This window comes from Rhodanobacter sp. UC4438_H5 (assembly GCF_052978405.1).
This window is the reverse complement of sequence record NZ_CM129672.1, coordinates 1,620,638-1,635,141: the sequence shown is the minus strand read 5'-3', so window position 1 is coordinate 1,635,141 and position 14,504 is coordinate 1,620,638. Positions and strand designations below refer to the sequence as shown.

Here is a 14,504-nt window from a genome sequence, read left to right as displayed (position 1 = left end):
CGCGCCGTTGGGTTACGCTTGCGGCATCGCACCGGATGACGACGGGGGAGAGGCGGCATGCAATCGACGGGTTTTTCGCATTGGCTGGTGGTACTGGTGGAGACCTTCGCGCTGCTGGCGCTGATGCTGCTGGCGGTTGCGGTGCTGGTGCTGATGGCCACATGGGTGATCGACCGCAACCAGACCGCCAACGCGGTATTGCGCAACTTCCCGGTGATCGGCCACTTCCGCTACTGGTTCCTGCACCTGGGCGAGTTCTTTCGCCAGTACCTGTATTCGAGCGATCGCGAGGAGCTGCCGTTCAACCGCGCGCAGCGCGTGTGGGTCTATCGCGCCGCGAAAAACGCCGAGAACACCAACGCGTTCGGCTCCACCCGCGACCTGCGCGCCGAAGGCGTGCCGTTCTTCGTCAACGCACCGTTCCCGGCGCTGGGCGATCACCACGTGGATGCCAAGCCGGTGCGCATCGGCCCGTACGCGCGCGAGCCGTACGATCACGCCGCGTTCTTCAACATCTCGGCGATGAGTTTCGGGGCGCTGTCGGCGCCGGCGGTGCGTGCGCTGTCGATCGGCGCGGCCAAGGCCGGCATCTGGATGGACACCGGCGAAGGCGGTCTGGCGCCGTACCACCTGGAGGGCGGCTGCGACCTCGTGTTCGAGATCGGCACCGCCAAGTACGGCGTGCGTACCAGCGACGGCAAGCTCGACGACGACAAGCTGCTCGCGATCTGCGCGCACAGGCAGGTGAAGATGGTCAGCATCAAGCTCGGCCAGGGCGCCAAGCCGGGCATGGGCGGCCTGCTGCCGGGCGCCAAGGTGACCGAGGAGATCGCGGCGATCCGCGGCATCCCGGTCGGCGAGGATTCGCAGAGCCCGAACCGCCACCTGGACATCGCCAACGTGGCGCAGCTGATGGATGCGATCGCGCACATCCGCGAGCTCACCGGCAAGCCGACCGGCTTCAAGGCGGTGTTCGGCGGCATGGACTGGATCGAGCAACTGTGCGACGAGGTCGAGCTGCGCGGCATCGAGAGCGCACCGGACTTCATCATCGTCGACGGCTCCGAGGGCGGCACCGGCGCGGCGCCGCAGACGCTGATGGAAGGCGTCGGCCTGCCATTGCACGAGGCGTTGCCGGAACTGGTGAACGTGCTGATCCGGCGCGGCCTGCGCCAGCGCATCAAGGTGATCTGCTCGGGCAAGTGCATCACCGCCTACGACGTGGCGCGGGCGATGTCTACCGGCGCGGATTTTGTCAACTCGGCGCGCGGCTTCATGCTGGCGCTGGGCTGCATCCAGTCGCTGCAATGCAACCGCAATACCTGTCCCACCGGCATCACCACGCAGAACCCGAAGCTGCAGCGCGGCCTGGTGGTCACCGACAAGTGCGAGAAGGTGGCGAACTACGCCCGCAACGTGATGCACGAGGTGGGCATCATCGCGCACAGCTGCGGCGTCGAGGACCCGCGCCAGCTCGACCGCAGCCATTGCCGCGTGGTCGGCGACGACGGCATCTCCATGCCGCTGGAAAAGCTCTACCCGTATCCGATGGAGCGAGAAGTGAGAGGTTGGAAGTGAGGAGTGAGAGAAAGCATCCAGTCTGCGTCATCCCGCTTTCTCTCACTTCTCGCTCCTCTTCACTCACTCCTCTGCCGCCAGCGAAGCGGCGGGCAGTGCCCGCCCTACGCCAGTTCGCGCCAGCCATCCGTGCCGCGAACCTGCAGCGGCTTGAAGCGGCGCTTGTAATCCATCTTCGGGTGGCCGTCGATCCAGAAACCCAGGTACAGCCAGGGCATGCCTCGGCGGCGGGCCAGTTCGATCTGTTGCAGGATCGCGCAGGTGCCCAGGCTGCGCGCGGTTTCGGCGGGGTCGTAGAAGGTGTAGACGGCGGAGATCCCGTTCGGGCACACGTCGGTCACCGCCAGCGCCAGCAGGCGCGTGCCCAGGCGCAGTTCGAGGAACAGCGTGGGGCTCCACGGCGCGGTGAGAAAGCGGCGGAAATCGCTGGCGTCGGCATCATCCATGCCGCCGCCGGGATGACGCGTGCGCAGGTAGTGCTCGTACAGCGCGTGGCGCTCGCGGTTGTAGCCGGGCATGCATTCGACCACCGTGAGATCCGCGTTGCGCTTCAGGCAGCGCTTCTGCGCGCGATCCGGCCGGAAGTTTTCCACGTCGATGCGGCAGGGCGTGCAGGCGTGGCACTGCGGGCAATGCGGGTAGTAGAGGTGGCCGCCGGCGCGGCGGAAGCCGCGTTCCAGCGCCGGCCCGTAAAGTTGATCCAGTTGCGGCGCGGCCGGGTCCAGCACCAGGTTCTGCGCCGTGCGCTCGGCGTAGTAGCCGCAGGCATGCGGCAGGGTCTGGAAAAGGCGGACGGGATCGGAGCGGCGCATGGCCCGATTCTATGCCGGCGCGGCCCGGTTCAGAACACGCGCAGGTAGCGCAGCATCTGCACCGCGAACACCGCCAGCACGGCCAGCAGCAGCACGCGGCGCACGCGGGTGGCGATGCGGGCGCGGCGCTCCAGCGGCGAGGCGTTGCGCGTGGCAGCCAGTTCCTCGCCGTGGCGGATCACCGGCTCGATGCCGAGGCCCATCAGCAGCTTGCGCGCCTGGCTGTAGTCGTCGGCGTGGGTGATCCACACCTGCGGCCACTGGCTGCGATCCTGCCGGCGCGGCGAATAGCTGTGCCGCTGCCAGCCGCGCCGATGGTAGTTGGAGCGATTGGACACCGTCGCCTGGATGCCGTGCTCGGCCATCAGGGCGACCACCGAATCGATGTTTTCCGGGCGGGGGGAGGTATAGATCTGGCGCATGCGGGAAGTTTACGCGAACAGCCTTGAACCGGGCGTTCAGTCGTCCCCGGCCACGCCGTTGCGCACGCGGATCAGCCCTTCCTGCGCGCTGGAGGCGACCAGGGCGCCGTCGCGGCTGAAGATCTGGCCGCGTGCCAGGCCGCGCCCACCCTGCGCGGTGGGGCTGTCGAACGAGTACAGCAGCCATTCGTCGACGCGGAACGGGCGATGGAACCACAGCGCATGATCGAGGCTGGCCATCTGCACGTTCTGGGTCATGTACGAGATGCCGTGCGGCAAGGTGGCGGTGCCGATCAGGTGGAAATCCGACGCGTACGCCAGCAGCGCGCGGTGCAGGATCGGCGAATCGTCGATCGTCGCGGTGAGCCGGAACCAGATGTGCTGGATCGGCGGGCGCTTGACCGGGTGCATCTCGTCGCGCGGCCACACCTGGCGGAACTCGAACGGGCCGTCGATGCCGAGCCAGCGCTGCAGTTTCACCGGCAGCCGCGCCAGTTCGTCGGCCGGCAGCGGATGCATCGGCTCGATGTCTTCCGGCGCGGGCACTTCGGGCATCGAGGTCTGGTGCTCCACGCCGTGCTCGGCGAGCTGGAACGAGATCGAGCCGTTGAGGATCGGCTGGCCGTGCTGGATCGCCACCACCCGCCGCGAGGAAAACGAACCGCCGTCGCGGGTGCGTTCCACGTTGTAGACGATCGGTGCGCGGATGTCGCCGGCGCGCAGGAAATAGGCGTGCAGCGAGTGCGCCTCGCGCGCCGGGTCCACTGTCTGCTGCGCCGCCGACAAGGCCTGCCCCAGCACCTGGCCGCCGAACACGAAACGCGTGCCGATGTCGCGGCTCTGGCCGCGGAACAGGTTGTCTTCCAGCCGTTCGAGCTGCAGCAGTTCGACGAGTTCGGCGACGTGGTCTTCGCTCATGGGGGATCCTTGCCGGGGGGCGCCAGTATAGCGGCGGCGCCCCGCGATCCCCGTTCAGCGGTCGAAGGTGACGGTGATCTGCCGGGGATCGAGCGCGGCCAGGAAGTCGCGGGCGTCGAAAGCCGCTGGCGATGGCGCAGCCAGTTGTTGCAGCCCGGACGCGTCGCGGCGGATCGGCGCCCCGAGGGGCGCCGATCCTGTGGCGGGGGGACTTCGCCACTCACGCTTGCGCTGCCGCCTCGCGCAGCTTCTGCGCGCATTCCTCGCAGCAGACTTCGACAGTGCGGCCGCCGATGGTGACTTCGATGGCGTTGTCGTCGAGCGGGTAGTCGCAGGCGGCGCAGGTTTTCTCGTTCATGGGGTTTCTCCGTGGGTTGCCCGGGAGCGGGCAGACGCAGGAGACCACGCCGCGGCTCGGGCGGCTGTCAGGATCTTTAGCGACTCACGAGGTTCGCGCCTGCGCGGCCTGGCGGAACGCGCTGGGCGTGCGGCCGTAAGCCTGGCGGAACGCGGCGCTGAAGTGGCTGTGGCTGGAGAAGCCGAGGTCCAGCGCAAGGGCGGCGACGTCCTCGCAATCGGCGATCCGGTCCAGCGCATGCGCCAGCCGCAGGCGCAGGTGATAGCGGTACAGCGGCATGCCCTCGACCTGCTGGAAAGCCTGGGTGAGATAGACCGGCGAGCCGCCGATCTCCGCCGCGATCTCCGCCAGCGTCCAGCGGCGGGTGAGGTCGCTGGCGAGCAGCAGCTTGGCACGGTCCACGAGGCGTTGGCGTGCCCGCGTGGCACCGGGCACGTGGGTGGTGCGCGGGCCGAGGCTCCGGCAGAGCAGGGTCAGCGCCAGGCTCTCCGCTTCCAGCGGCTCGATGCTGCCGTGGCGCAGGCTGTGGCGCAGCAGCGCCACCAGTACCTGGGCGCGCTCGTCGATGCGCAGCGACTGGCCGTGGAACACCGGTTCGTCGCGACGCTGCAGCAGCGCAGCCGGCGCCAGCTCGCGCAGCAGCGGCTGCGCGATCGAGAGCGACAGGCAGGCGTCGCCGCCGCTCGCCGGATGGCTGACCTGGTAGCCCTGGCCCGCGTTGAACAGCAACACGTGGTTCGCGTCGGCCACCGACTGCGCGCTGCCGACGTGGCGCAGGAACAGGCCGCGATACGGAAACACCAGGTGCGTCGCAGCCGCGCATTCCTCCGCGCTGCGGTGGCGGCACTCGCCGCGGCAGTGCACGTCGTGCGCCGCGACGAGCGGCGTTCGCAGCAGCGGCTGGACGGTGAACTCCGACATGGGGCGGACCGGGGTGGCGGAGCCGCAGTCTAGCGCAGCCGTTGCAGGCCACAGGCGGGCACGACGGCATCCCACGGGAAGCACACGCCGGGGTCGAGCTTGCGACGGATCTGCCGCGCGGGATCGTCGCTGGCCGGCATCAGGTCGGTATCCAGGTCTTCGTGGCCGGCGATCAGGCGCAGCCTGGGAAACTCGTCGCGCAACCGCGCCAGCAGGGCGAGCAGGGCGTCGATCTGCGCGGCGGGGTAGGGCTCGGTCATGGTCTGGCGGCGCGAATCGAACCAGTCGGGGTAGCGGCCCGCGTTCACGAGTTCGATGCCGATCGAATTCGCGTTGTGCCCGCGCACGTGATGGGCGATGCGGGTGCCGGGCACGTAACGGAGCACCGCGCCGTCGCGGTCGACGTAGTAGTGGCCGCTGTTGCCGGTGCCGCTGGCGTGCAGCACGCGTTCGCCGTACTCGCGCGCCATGGCCAGGTCGGGCAGTTCGGTGCAGTGGATCACCACCAGCTCGACCGTCTCGGCCGGGCGCTCGGGCAGCCGGTCGACGTAGGGCAGCGGCTGGTCGTGGAGGGTCAGGGGCATCGGCCAAGTCTCGCATGGCGCGGCCGGAGGCGGAAACGCCGCCTGCTACCATGCGCGTCTTGCCTTCGGCCTTTTCCGGAGACCGCCATGCGCGGCCAGATCATTCTTTCGCACGGCTCGGATTCGGCGCCGGAGGCGACCAAGGTCAGCGCGCTGGCCGCGCTGGCCGAGTCGCTGGGCTGGCGCACGCAGCGGCCGGACTACCGCAGCGACGACGCGCGCGGCCATGCCGGTTCGGTGGCACCGCGGATCGCGCGTCTGCGCGCCACCATCGAATCGCTGGAGGCGCCGCCGTTGCTGGTCGGCTCCAGCATGGGCGCCTTCGTCTCCGGGCTGGTTTCGCTGGACGTGCCGGTGGCCGGTCTGCTGCTGCTAGCCACGCCCAGCGAAATCCCGGGGTACGCGCGGGCGTTCGACCTGCGTACCGGCGTCCCCGCGATGCTGATCCATGGCTGGCGCGACGAGGTGTGCCCGCTGGCCGGCGTGCAGGCGTTCGCCGCGAAGCGCCGCCTGCCGCTGCTGGTGCTGGACGACGACCACCGGCTGGGTTCCAGCATGGACATGATCGCGACGCAATTCCGCAGCATGCTCGACCAACTGGCCGTCGCCGCATGAATCACTACTTCGCCACCTGCCCGAAAGGCATGGAGTACCTGCTGCGCGACGAGCTGGTCGCGCTCGGCGCGCTCGACGTGCGCGAGGCGCTGGCCGGCGCACACTTCTCCGGCACGCTGGAGACCGCCTATCGCGCCTGCCTGTGGTCGCGCCTGGCCAGCCGCATCCTGCTGCCGCTGGCCGAGTTCGATGCGCCCGACGACGAGGCGCTGTACCGCGGCGTGCAGGACATCGACTGGAGCCGGCATCTGGCCGCACACGCGACCTTCGCGGTGGACGCGGGCACTGCGCTGAGCAAGCTCAACCACAGCCAGTTCATCGGCCTGCGCACCAAGGACGCGGTGGTCGACCAGTTCCGCCAGCGCGATGGTTCGCGTCCGGACATCGACACCGACGAGCCTGACATCCGCATCAACCTGCGCCTGCGCCGCGACCGCGCCACCGTGTCGCTGGACCTGGCCGGCTCGCCGCTGCATCGGCGCGGCTGGCGCGAGGAACAAGGCGAGGCGCCGCTGAAGGAAAACCTCGCCGCCGCCATGCTGCTGCGCGCGCGCTGGCCCGAGGTCTACGCGGCCGGCGGCGCGCTGCTCGATCCGATGTGCGGTTCCGGCACCTTGCTGATCGAAGGCGCGCTGATGGCCGCCGACGTGGCGCCCGGTCTGCGCCGCGAATACTTCGGCTTCCTCGGCTGGCAGCAGCACGACATCGCGCTGTGGCGCGGCCTGCTGGACGAGGCGAAGCAGCGCGCCGAGGCCGGCCTGCGCGCGCTGCGCCCGTGCTTCTTCGGCGCCGACGCCGACCCGCACATGGTGCAGACGGCCAAACGCAACGCGCAAGCCGCGGGCGTGGCCGGCTTCTTCACGCTGGACAAGCAGGACGTGACGCGTGTCGCGCCGCCGCCGGGCGTCGACCACGGCCTGGTCATCACCAACCCGCCATACGGCGAACGCCTGGGCGACCGCGCCGAGATGCCGCGTCTGTACCGTGCGCTGGGCGACACCCTGCGTGAGCGCTTCACCGGCTGGCGTGCCGCGGTGCTGGCCGGCGACGTGGAGCTAGGCCGCGCGATGCAGCTGCACGCGGACAAGCGCTACGCGCTGTACAACGGCGCGCTGGAAACCGTGCTGCTGACCTTCGACCTGAAGCCGCGGGAGGAGAAGCCACGCGAGCCGAAGCCGCTCTCCCCCGGCGCGCAGATGCTGAAGAACCGGCTGGAGAAGAACGTCCGGCACCTGCGCAAGCGGCTGGCGCGCGAAGGCATCCGCTGCTGGCGCGCCTACGACCAGGACCTGCCCGAGTATGCCGCGGCGATCGACGTTTACGGCGACACCGGCGGCGACGATCACCTGCACATCCAGGAGTACCGCGCGCCGGCCGACATTCCCGGCGACGTGGCGCGCCAGCGCCTGCGCGAGATTGCCCGCGTCGCCGGCGAAGTGCTCGGCGTGCCGCGCGAGCGCATCGCGATCAAGACCCGCGAACGCGGCAAGGGCGGCTCCAAGTACGGCCAGTTCGACCAGCGCGGCGAGTTCATCGAGGTGGAGGAAGACGGCCTGAAGTTCCTGGTCAACCTCACCGACTACCTGGACACCGGCCTGTTCCTCGATCACCGGCTGGTGCGCGCGAAGGTCCGCGAGCTGGCCGAAGGCAAGTGCTTCCTCAACCTGTTCGCCTACACCGCCACCGCCAGCGTGCACGCGGCAGCCGGCGGCGCGCTGGAAACCACCAGCGTGGATCTGTCCGCCACCTATCTGGAGTGGGCATCGCGCAACCTCGCGCTGAACGGTTTCATCGGTGCCGACCATCGGCTGATGCAGTTCGACGCGCTGGAATTCCTGCAGCGCGATCGCGGCCGTTACGGCCTGATCTTCGTCGACCCGCCGACATTCTCCAACTCCAAGCGCGCCGAGGATTTCGACGTGCAGCGCGACCACGTGAAGCTGCTCGAAGCCTGCAACGAGCGACTGACCCGCGACGGCGTGATCGTGTTCTCCAACAACTTTCGCCGCTTCAGGCTCGATCGCGAGGCGCTGGAAGCGCACTTCGAGATCGAGGACTGGAGCGCAGCGAGCATCCCGTTCGACTTCGCCCGCCGCGCCGACATTCATGGTTGCTGGCTGCTGCGCCGGCGCCGGGCTGCGACGGGGATCAACCCGTGGGACACGGCGCGCATCAAGCAGTGAGCCTTTCAGTGCGCATTAAGCCCGCGCGCTCGACTATCCGCGCGTACAACGGAGAGCGATCATGAATACAGCGGGTTTGCGTGCTTCCGGCAAGAATGCCGCGATCGGTCTGGCGCTGGTCGCCGCGTTGGCGATGCCCCTGGGCGCGTCCGCGCACGGCTGGGGCGGGCATGGCCATCGCGGCGGCTACCATGGCGGTTATCACGGCGGCTACTACGGTCATGGCGGTCACTGGAGCGGCGGTCGCTGGATCGCCGGTGCCATTGTCACTGGCGCCGTGGTCGGTCTGGTCGCCGACGCCATGCGGCCGGCTCCGGTTTATTACGATCCGCCGGTCGTCTATCGCGCGCCGCGCACGGTGGTGTACGAGTACGGCGCGCCGGTGGTGACCCGCCGCGTGGTGGAAACCCGCACGGTGGTTTACGACGACCCTTACCAGACGCGTTACATCCGCGATGACGGCTACGACCGCGACGACGGTTACGCCGGCAACTGATCCACGCCGCATGGCGGCACCCGCGCGAGCCCGGCTTCGGTCGGGCTCGCGCTTTTTTGCGCTTCGCCTTCAGGTGTGCCTGGATCACAACTTCTGAACAAGTTTCGCGGCATCCTTGCGGGTATGCCTTGCCGTACCACCATGCCGCTGACCCACCACCGTTTTGGCAGGCCGTCGCGATTGCGGTATCGCGCATGAGTGCCGATTCACCGTTGCTTCGGGCCGGTATCGCAGCGCGCTTCGCCCAGGTGCGCCAGCAGACGCAGGCGCTGTGCACGAACCTGACGGCCGAGGACATGCAACTGCAGTCCATGCCCGACGCCAGCCCGGCCAAATGGCACCTGGCACATACCACCTGGTTCTTCGAGACCTTCGTGCTCGCGCACGACCCGGCCTGGAAGCCGCGCGACCCGGCCTGGCATTACCTGTTCAATTCCTACTACCAGTCGGTCGGCCCGATGCACGTGCGCGCGCAGCGCGGCCTGCTGTCGCGCCCCTCGCTCGACGAGGTGCGCGATTACCGCCGGCGCGTGGACGAGGCGGTGCTGGCCTTGCTGGAGCGCCATGACGATCCGGAACTGGCGAGCCTGGTCGAACTCGGCCTGCAGCACGAGCAGCAGCACCAGGAGTTGTTGCTGACCGACATCAAGCATGCATTCTGGTGCAATCCCTTGCAGCCGGCGCTGCGCCCGGCGATTGCGGCGTCCGCGCACGCGCCGCCGGTGCCGCTGAGGTTCATCGCCGGCCGCGAGGGCATCGTCGAGATCGGCCATCGGGGCGAAGGCTTCGCCTTCGACAACGAAACCCCGCGCCACCGCGCGCTGCTGCAACCGCACGCGCTGGCCAACCGGCCGGTGACCAATGCCGAATACCTGGCGTTCGTGCGCGAGGGCGGGTATCGCGAGCCCGGCCTGTGGCTGTCCGATGGCTGGGCCACCGTGCAGCGCGAAAACTGGCGACACCCGCTCTACTGGCAGGACGACCTGGCCAGCGAGTTCACCCTGTCCGGCGTGCGTGCGCTCGATCCCGCCGAGCCCGTTTGCCATTTGAGTTACTACGAGGCCGATGCGTTTGCGCGTTGGGCCGGCGCCCGCCTGCCCACCGAGGCGGAATGGGAGTCGGCCGCGCAAGGCGTGCCGATCGAGGGCAACCTGCAGCAAGGCGAACGGTTCCATCCGCTGCCGGCGCAGGCCGGGACCGGGATGCTGCAGTTGTACGGCGACGCATGGGAATGGACGGCTTCGCCGTACGTCGGTTACCCCGGTTATCGACCGCTGGCCGGTTCGCTGGGCGAATACAACGGCAAGTTCATGTGCGGGCAATGGGTGTTGCGCGGCGGCTCCTGTGTCACCCCGCGCGATCATTTGCGCGCCAGCTACCGCAACTTTTTTCCACCCCACGCCCGCTGGCAGTTTGCCGGGCTGCGACTGGGACAGGATCGATGAACAGTGTGCAAGCCTGCGGCCTTCGCGACGACGAACGCCGCCCGCCCGCCGGCGAATTGCTCGAAGTCGTCCGGCACGGGCTGGCGCTGAAGCCCAAACGGTTGCCATCGTGGCTGTTCTACGACGAGCGCGGCTCGGCCTTGTTCGAGCAGATCTGCGAGCAGCCGGAGTACTACCTCACCCGCTGCGAGATCGCGTTGATGGACGAGCACGCCGCCGACATCGGCGACACCCTCGGCAGCGACGTGCGGCTGGTCGAGTACGGCAGCGGCAGCGGACGCAAGACGCGCATGCTGCTGCGCCACCTGCGCGAGCCGGTGAGTTACGTGCCGGTGGAAATCTCGCCCGAGCCGTTGCAACAGAGCGTGCAGTGCCTGGCGCAGGAGTTTCCGCAACTGCCGCTGCAGCCGCTGTGCGCCGATTTCAGCAAGCCGCTGCGCCTGCCGATTCCGCCGCGGGCGCCGCGACGCACGGTGCTGTATTTCCCGGGTTCCACCATCGGCAATTTCGAGGCGCACGACGCGGTGGCCCTGCTGCGCAAGATGCGCAACGAGATGGGCGACGCCGGCGGCATTCTGATCGGGGTGGACCTGAAAAAGGACCCGGCGCTGATCGAGGCCGCCTACAACGACGCCGCCGGCGTCACCGCCGAGTTCACCCTGAACATGCTGGCGCGGCTCAACCGCGAAATCGGCAGCGACTTCGACCTGGCGGCATTCGCCCATCGCGCGCGCTACAACCCGATGGCCGGGCGTATCGAGACACAGCTGGTCAGCCGGCGCGAGCAGCACGTGGCGATCGGGCGCGGCAAGGTACGCTTCGGCGTGGACGAGGCGATCCAGGTCGAATACAGCTGCAAGTATTCGCTGGAAGATTTCGCGGCACTGGCGGACAAGGCCGGGCTGGCGGTGCAACGATCATGGACCGACCCGCAACGGATGTTCAGCGTGCAATATCTGGTGCGCGCCGGCCTGCTGGCGCGCTGAACAGCCGGCCGGGCGCCGGCGTCAGCCGTCCAGCGACGCGGCAAACAGGATGCAGGCATCGCCGGCAATGGTCACCTCGACCGGCGCGTCGTCCACGATGCGCACCTCGACGTGGACGACCCCGTCGCGGCGCAGCGCGCGGCCCTGGTGGCCGGCGAAGCGCAGCGTCGCTCCGTCGTGCGGCATCAGTCGATGGTTGACCAGGTAGGCACCCAACGGGCCGTTGGCGTTGCCGGTGACGGGGTCTTCGTCGATGCCGATCGCGGGGGCGAACATGCGCCCGTCGGTGGCGGCCTGGCCCTTGCGCAACTGGAACACGAAATAGCCGTTGCAGCCGATCTCCGCGCTCAGTGCCGCCAGCGCGGACATTCGTGGTGCCAGCGCATCGAGATCGACCGTCGGCTCCAGTGGCACCATGACCTTGCCATGGCCCGTGGATACCACCTGCAGCGGCAGCGCCGCGGTCAGCTGGTCGTCGGTCACGCCCAGCGCGGCGGCGATGCGGTGGCGGACGGATGCATCCAGCGGCGGGTCGATGCGCGGGCGTTCCTGCTGCATGAAGACGCGCCGGCCACCGGCCTCGTTGCGGCCGATGCGGATGCGCTGGATGCCGGCGGCGGTCTTCTGCCGGAACTCGCTGTCGCCGAAGCCGGGCAAGCCCGCCCGCACGTAATGGGTGGCGATCGTGGCGTGGCCGCATAACGGCACTTCGGTGGTCGGGGAAAAGTAGCGCAGCCGCACGTCGTGGTCGGCGCCGTCCGGCGCCAGCACGAAGGCCGTCTCGGAGTGCTTCAGTTCCCGCGCGAGGTCCTGCATCTCGGCATCGGACATGCCGTCGGCGCCGAGCACCACGCCCGCCGGGTTGCCCCGGAAGCGCGTGGTGGTGAAGGCGTCGACGTGGAACAGCGTGCGCTGGTTCATGGCGGCCCAGCCCGGCCCGCGGTTGGTGGGTGGCGTTACCTGGCGCCGTACAACGCCTTCACGTCGCGGGTCAGCGCGGCCTGGCTGTCCGCGCGCGAATAGAACATGTGGCCGCCGGGATATTCCTTCACCTGCACGCGGGTCGGGTCGCCCATCGCCGGCATCTGGTCGACCGCCAGCACCGAGACCATGAACGGGCACGACAGGTCATCCCAGCCGTGCGCGATCAGCACGCGCAGCTTGGGGTCGTTGGCCACCGCCTCGCGCAGCTGGCTGACCGAGCCTTCGCGGGCATCGTCGTCCTCGTGCCACAGGCGGTTCACCTCGTAGCTCAGCGCGTTGTAGCGGCCGGCGACTTTCCAGCCCACGGTCTGGGTGACGAAGTTGACCATCGCGCTGGTGGTCGGCGCGATGATGCTGTTGAGCAGCGGGTCGCCGGTGCGCTGGGACGGCGCATGCGGGAACGGGTCCCAGGCGGTGACGTTGGAATCGTAGCGGCTGCCCAGCTTGCCCTCGGCGCGATACACCTCGCGCAGGTAGGCCTGGGTCTCGATGCGGCCGCCAGAACGCTTGACGAACACCGGGTCCAGCCCGGTCAGCTCGGTCACTTTCCGGATCATCGCCTCGGTGGCGGCCGGGTCGGAGCGACCCTTCATCAGCGTGGTCGCGTATTCGCCGCGGGTGTAGGCGATGATCGGCGCCATCGCCTCGGCACTGAGCTTGCCCTCGCGCTCCAGGTGGGCGGCGGCGATCGAGGGCAGGGTGGTCATCCACGGCAGCGGCGAGACGGTGTCGTCGCTCCACGCCGACGGGTCGAGGTACGGCGAGATCAGCGTCACGCCGCTCATCGCCACGCCCAGCTGGGTCTGCATGTACTCGGTGATGCGCGGGCCGCGGAAGCCGCCGTAGCTTTCGCCCACGTAGTACTTGCGCGAATCCATGCGGCCGTTCTTCACCAGCCAGTCGTACATGATGCGCGAGAGGTACTTGATGTCGACGTCGGTGCTGTAGAAATCCTTGGTTGCCTGCTTGTCGTCGACCAGTGCGCGGCTGTAGCCGGTGCCCACCGGGTCGATGAAGACCAGGTCGGTGAAGCCCAGCCAGGTCCCGGGATTGTCGTTCAGCACCGGCGGGTCGGAGGGCGAGTCGCCGGCATCGCCGAAGCTCACTTTCTTCGGGCCGATCGCGCCCAGGTTGAGGTAGACCGACGAGGCGCCCGGGCCGCCGTTGAGCGCGAAGGTCACCGGCCGGTCCTTGCCGGGGATGGTGTAGGCGGTGAACACCACTTCGGCGGTCTTGTTGCCCTTCTCATCGCGCACCGGCAGCGAACCCACGGTCACGGTGTACTTGAGCGTCTTGCCATCGACCGTGGTGGTCTGCGTCACGTGCGCATCGGCGGGAAACGGCGGCAACTGGAAGCCGTCCTTGCCGGTTGCCTCGGTGCTCGCTGCCGGCTTGGGGGTATCGGCCGCCACGGCGGCAGTGGTGAACCCCGTCAACAGCAGGGCGGCCATCAGGGCAAACGGCAGGGACTTGCGCACAGGTGTCTCCTTGGGCGTAAAGACCGAAGCCTAAACGCGTGGCGCACGTGCCGAGTGTGCTGAAAGGCATGGGTGGCCCGTGCCAGCTCAGCCCGGCACGGCCAGCGGCGCATCCTGCATGGCCGGCAGCGCCAGGCGCTCCATCCACCCTTCGAAGCCGAGCAGGAGGGACCGCAGCGACTGCAGCGTAGACGGGTCGGTCAGCCAACCCCGGGCGTCGAAGCGATCGGCGGCGCGGGCCACGAACAGGCTGGGGCCCGGCATCACCAGTGCACCGCAGGTGTGCAGCACCTGACGCAGCGAAGCCTGCGCCAGCCGGGTACCCCACGGACCGGAACTGGCGCCGAGCACGGCCACGGGCTTGCCGGCGAGCACGTCGCCGGCGGGGCTTTCGCGCGAGAGCCAGTCCAGCGCGTTCTTCAACACGCCCGGCAGTGCCTGGTTGTACTCGGGCGTGGCAATGACCACGCCGTCCGCGGCGGCGATGGCGGCGCGCAGCGCCTTCACGCCGGCCGGCCCTGCGGGTTCGCGCTGCTCGAGGTCTTCGTCGAACAGCGGCACGGTGGCCAGGTCGTCGTAGACGTCCAACTGCATGCCGGCCGGCGCCTGGAGCGCTGCGGCGTGGAGCAGGCTGCGGTTCCAGGAGGCGCGGCGCAGGCTGCCGGCCAGGGCAAGCACGCGGCGGATGGGGACGGTATGGAAAACGGTCATGGCGAAACCTCGG

At 69.0% G+C, this 14,504-nt stretch carries 15 protein-coding genes; 6 read left to right on the top strand and 9 right to left on the bottom strand.

Annotated elements, in window-relative coordinates:
• Positions 1 to 57: 57 nt before the first annotated feature.
• Positions 58 to 1,578 (top strand): FMN-binding glutamate synthase family protein, encoded by a 1,521-nt coding sequence (locus tag ACVCL9_RS07805; protein WP_395119436.1) that lies wholly within the window; start codon positions 58 to 60, stop codon positions 1,576 to 1,578.
• 104 nt (positions 1,579 to 1,682) lie between these two features.
• Here ACVCL9_RS07805 and ACVCL9_RS07800 read toward each other — a convergent pair whose 3' ends face one another.
• The 6 genes from ACVCL9_RS07800 to ACVCL9_RS07775 all read right to left on the bottom strand — a co-directional run bounded on the left by ACVCL9_RS07800 (position 1,683) and on the right by ACVCL9_RS07775 (position 5,593).
• On the bottom strand, positions 1,683 to 2,390 hold the full coding sequence (locus ACVCL9_RS07800) for an arginyltransferase (RefSeq protein ID WP_447098521.1): 708 nt from the start codon (positions 2,388 to 2,390) through the stop codon (positions 1,683 to 1,685).
• A gap of 29 nt (positions 2,391 to 2,419) precedes the next feature.
• Complete coding sequence (locus ACVCL9_RS07795) at positions 2,420 to 2,812, bottom strand: hypothetical protein (RefSeq protein ID WP_395119432.1); 393 nt, start codon at positions 2,810 to 2,812, stop codon at positions 2,420 to 2,422.
• Positions 2,813 to 2,848: 36 nt separating this feature from the next.
• Entirely contained in the window at positions 2,849 to 3,730 is an 882-nt protein-coding gene (locus ACVCL9_RS07790) for an acyl-CoA thioesterase (protein ID WP_447098522.1), read from the bottom strand.
• Positions 3,731 to 3,950: 220 nt separating this feature from the next.
• Complete coding sequence (locus ACVCL9_RS07785) at positions 3,951 to 4,088, bottom strand: hypothetical protein (protein ID WP_447098523.1); 138 nt, start codon at positions 4,086 to 4,088, stop codon at positions 3,951 to 3,953.
• 84 nt (positions 4,089 to 4,172) lie between these two features.
• Positions 4,173 to 5,009, bottom strand: coding sequence for a helix-turn-helix transcriptional regulator (locus ACVCL9_RS07780; protein ID WP_447098524.1), 837 nt, complete (start codon positions 5,007 to 5,009; stop codon positions 4,173 to 4,175).
• A 29-nt stretch (positions 5,010 to 5,038) separates the two neighbouring features.
• Entirely contained in the window at positions 5,039 to 5,593 is a 555-nt protein-coding gene (locus ACVCL9_RS07775) for an N-acetylmuramoyl-L-alanine amidase (protein ID WP_447098525.1), read from the bottom strand.
• Between the two features lie 87 nt (positions 5,594 to 5,680).
• On the opposite strand from ACVCL9_RS07775, the gene ACVCL9_RS07770 reads away from it, so the two are divergent.
• The 5 genes from ACVCL9_RS07770 (at position 5,681) to egtD (ending at position 11,318) form a co-directional block, all read left to right on the top strand.
• A complete protein-coding gene (locus tag ACVCL9_RS07770) occupies positions 5,681 to 6,208 on the top strand; it encodes an alpha/beta hydrolase (protein ID WP_447098526.1) in 528 nt (175 codons plus the stop codon).
• Positions 6,205 to 8,391, top strand: a complete 2,187-nt coding sequence (gene rlmKL / locus ACVCL9_RS07765; protein ID WP_447098527.1) for a bifunctional 23S rRNA (guanine(2069)-N(7))-methyltransferase RlmK/23S rRNA (guanine(2445)-N(2))-methyltransferase RlmL — start codon at positions 6,205 to 6,207, stop codon at positions 8,389 to 8,391. Before ACVCL9_RS07770 ends, rlmKL begins: the two co-directional genes overlap by 4 nt.
• A gap of 61 nt (positions 8,392 to 8,452) precedes the next feature.
• Positions 8,453 to 8,887, top strand: coding sequence for a hypothetical protein (locus ACVCL9_RS07760; protein WP_447098528.1), 435 nt, complete (start codon positions 8,453 to 8,455; stop codon positions 8,885 to 8,887).
• 194 nt (positions 8,888 to 9,081) lie between these two features.
• Entirely contained in the window at positions 9,082 to 10,332 is a 1,251-nt protein-coding gene (gene egtB, locus ACVCL9_RS07755; protein ID WP_447098529.1) for an ergothioneine biosynthesis protein EgtB, read from the top strand.
• Positions 10,329 to 11,318, top strand: coding sequence for an L-histidine N(alpha)-methyltransferase (gene egtD / locus ACVCL9_RS07750; protein WP_447098530.1), 990 nt, complete (start codon positions 10,329 to 10,331; stop codon positions 11,316 to 11,318). The genes egtB and egtD overlap by 4 nt, the downstream gene beginning before the upstream one ends.
• Positions 11,319 to 11,339: 21 nt before the next feature.
• On the opposite strand, the gene ACVCL9_RS07745 is transcribed toward egtD, so the two are convergent.
• The 3 genes from ACVCL9_RS07745 to ACVCL9_RS07735 form a co-directional block, all read right to left on the bottom strand.
• Positions 11,340 to 12,239 carry a PhzF family isomerase gene (locus tag ACVCL9_RS07745; protein ID WP_447098531.1) on the bottom strand — a complete coding sequence of 300 codons (900 nt, stop codon included), beginning with the start codon at positions 12,237 to 12,239 and terminating at the stop codon, positions 11,340 to 11,342.
• Positions 12,240 to 12,274: 35 nt separating this feature from the next.
• A complete protein-coding gene (locus ACVCL9_RS07740) occupies positions 12,275 to 13,780 on the bottom strand; it encodes a S10 family peptidase (protein ID WP_447098532.1) in 1,506 nt (501 codons plus the stop codon).
• 87 nt (positions 13,781 to 13,867) lie between these two features.
• A complete protein-coding gene (locus tag ACVCL9_RS07735; protein WP_447098533.1) occupies positions 13,868 to 14,491 on the bottom strand; it encodes an NADPH-dependent FMN reductase in 624 nt (207 codons plus the stop codon).
• Positions 14,492 to 14,504: the final 13 nt, after the last annotated feature.

What these genes read in the sequence shown, in the direction of transcription:
- ACVCL9_RS07760 (WP_447098528.1), top strand. Translation starts at nt 8,453, where the DNA reads ATGAATACAGCGGGTTTGCGTGCTTCCGGCAAGAATGCCGCGATCGGT.
- ACVCL9_RS07800 (WP_447098521.1), bottom strand. Translation starts at nt 2,390, where the DNA reads ATGCGCCGCTCCGATCCCGTCCGCCTTTTCCAGACCCTGCCGCATGCC.
- ACVCL9_RS07780 (WP_447098524.1), bottom strand. Translation starts at nt 5,009, where the DNA reads ATGTCGGAGTTCACCGTCCAGCCGCTGCTGCGAACGCCGCTCGTCGCG.
- egtB (WP_447098529.1), top strand. Translation starts at nt 9,082, where the DNA reads ATGAGTGCCGATTCACCGTTGCTTCGGGCCGGTATCGCAGCGCGCTTC.
- ACVCL9_RS07790 (WP_447098522.1), bottom strand. Translation starts at nt 3,730, where the DNA reads ATGAGCGAAGACCACGTCGCCGAACTCGTCGAACTGCTGCAGCTCGAA.
- rlmKL (WP_447098527.1), top strand. Translation starts at nt 6,205, where the DNA reads ATGAATCACTACTTCGCCACCTGCCCGAAAGGCATGGAGTACCTGCTG.
- ACVCL9_RS07775 (WP_447098525.1), bottom strand. Translation starts at nt 5,593, where the DNA reads ATGCCCCTGACCCTCCACGACCAGCCGCTGCCCTACGTCGACCGGCTG.
- egtD (WP_447098530.1), top strand. Translation starts at nt 10,329, where the DNA reads ATGAACAGTGTGCAAGCCTGCGGCCTTCGCGACGACGAACGCCGCCCG.
- ACVCL9_RS07735 (WP_447098533.1), bottom strand. Translation starts at nt 14,491, where the DNA reads ATGACCGTTTTCCATACCGTCCCCATCCGCCGCGTGCTTGCCCTGGCC.
- ACVCL9_RS07785 (WP_447098523.1), bottom strand. Translation starts at nt 4,088, where the DNA reads ATGAACGAGAAAACCTGCGCCGCCTGCGACTACCCGCTCGACGACAAC.
- ACVCL9_RS07745 (WP_447098531.1), bottom strand. Translation starts at nt 12,239, where the DNA reads ATGAACCAGCGCACGCTGTTCCACGTCGACGCCTTCACCACCACGCGC.
- ACVCL9_RS07795 (WP_395119432.1), bottom strand. Translation starts at nt 2,812, where the DNA reads ATGCGCCAGATCTATACCTCCCCCCGCCCGGAAAACATCGATTCGGTG.
- ACVCL9_RS07770 (WP_447098526.1), top strand. Translation starts at nt 5,681, where the DNA reads ATGCGCGGCCAGATCATTCTTTCGCACGGCTCGGATTCGGCGCCGGAG.
- ACVCL9_RS07805 (WP_395119436.1), top strand. Translation starts at nt 58, where the DNA reads ATGCAATCGACGGGTTTTTCGCATTGGCTGGTGGTACTGGTGGAGACC.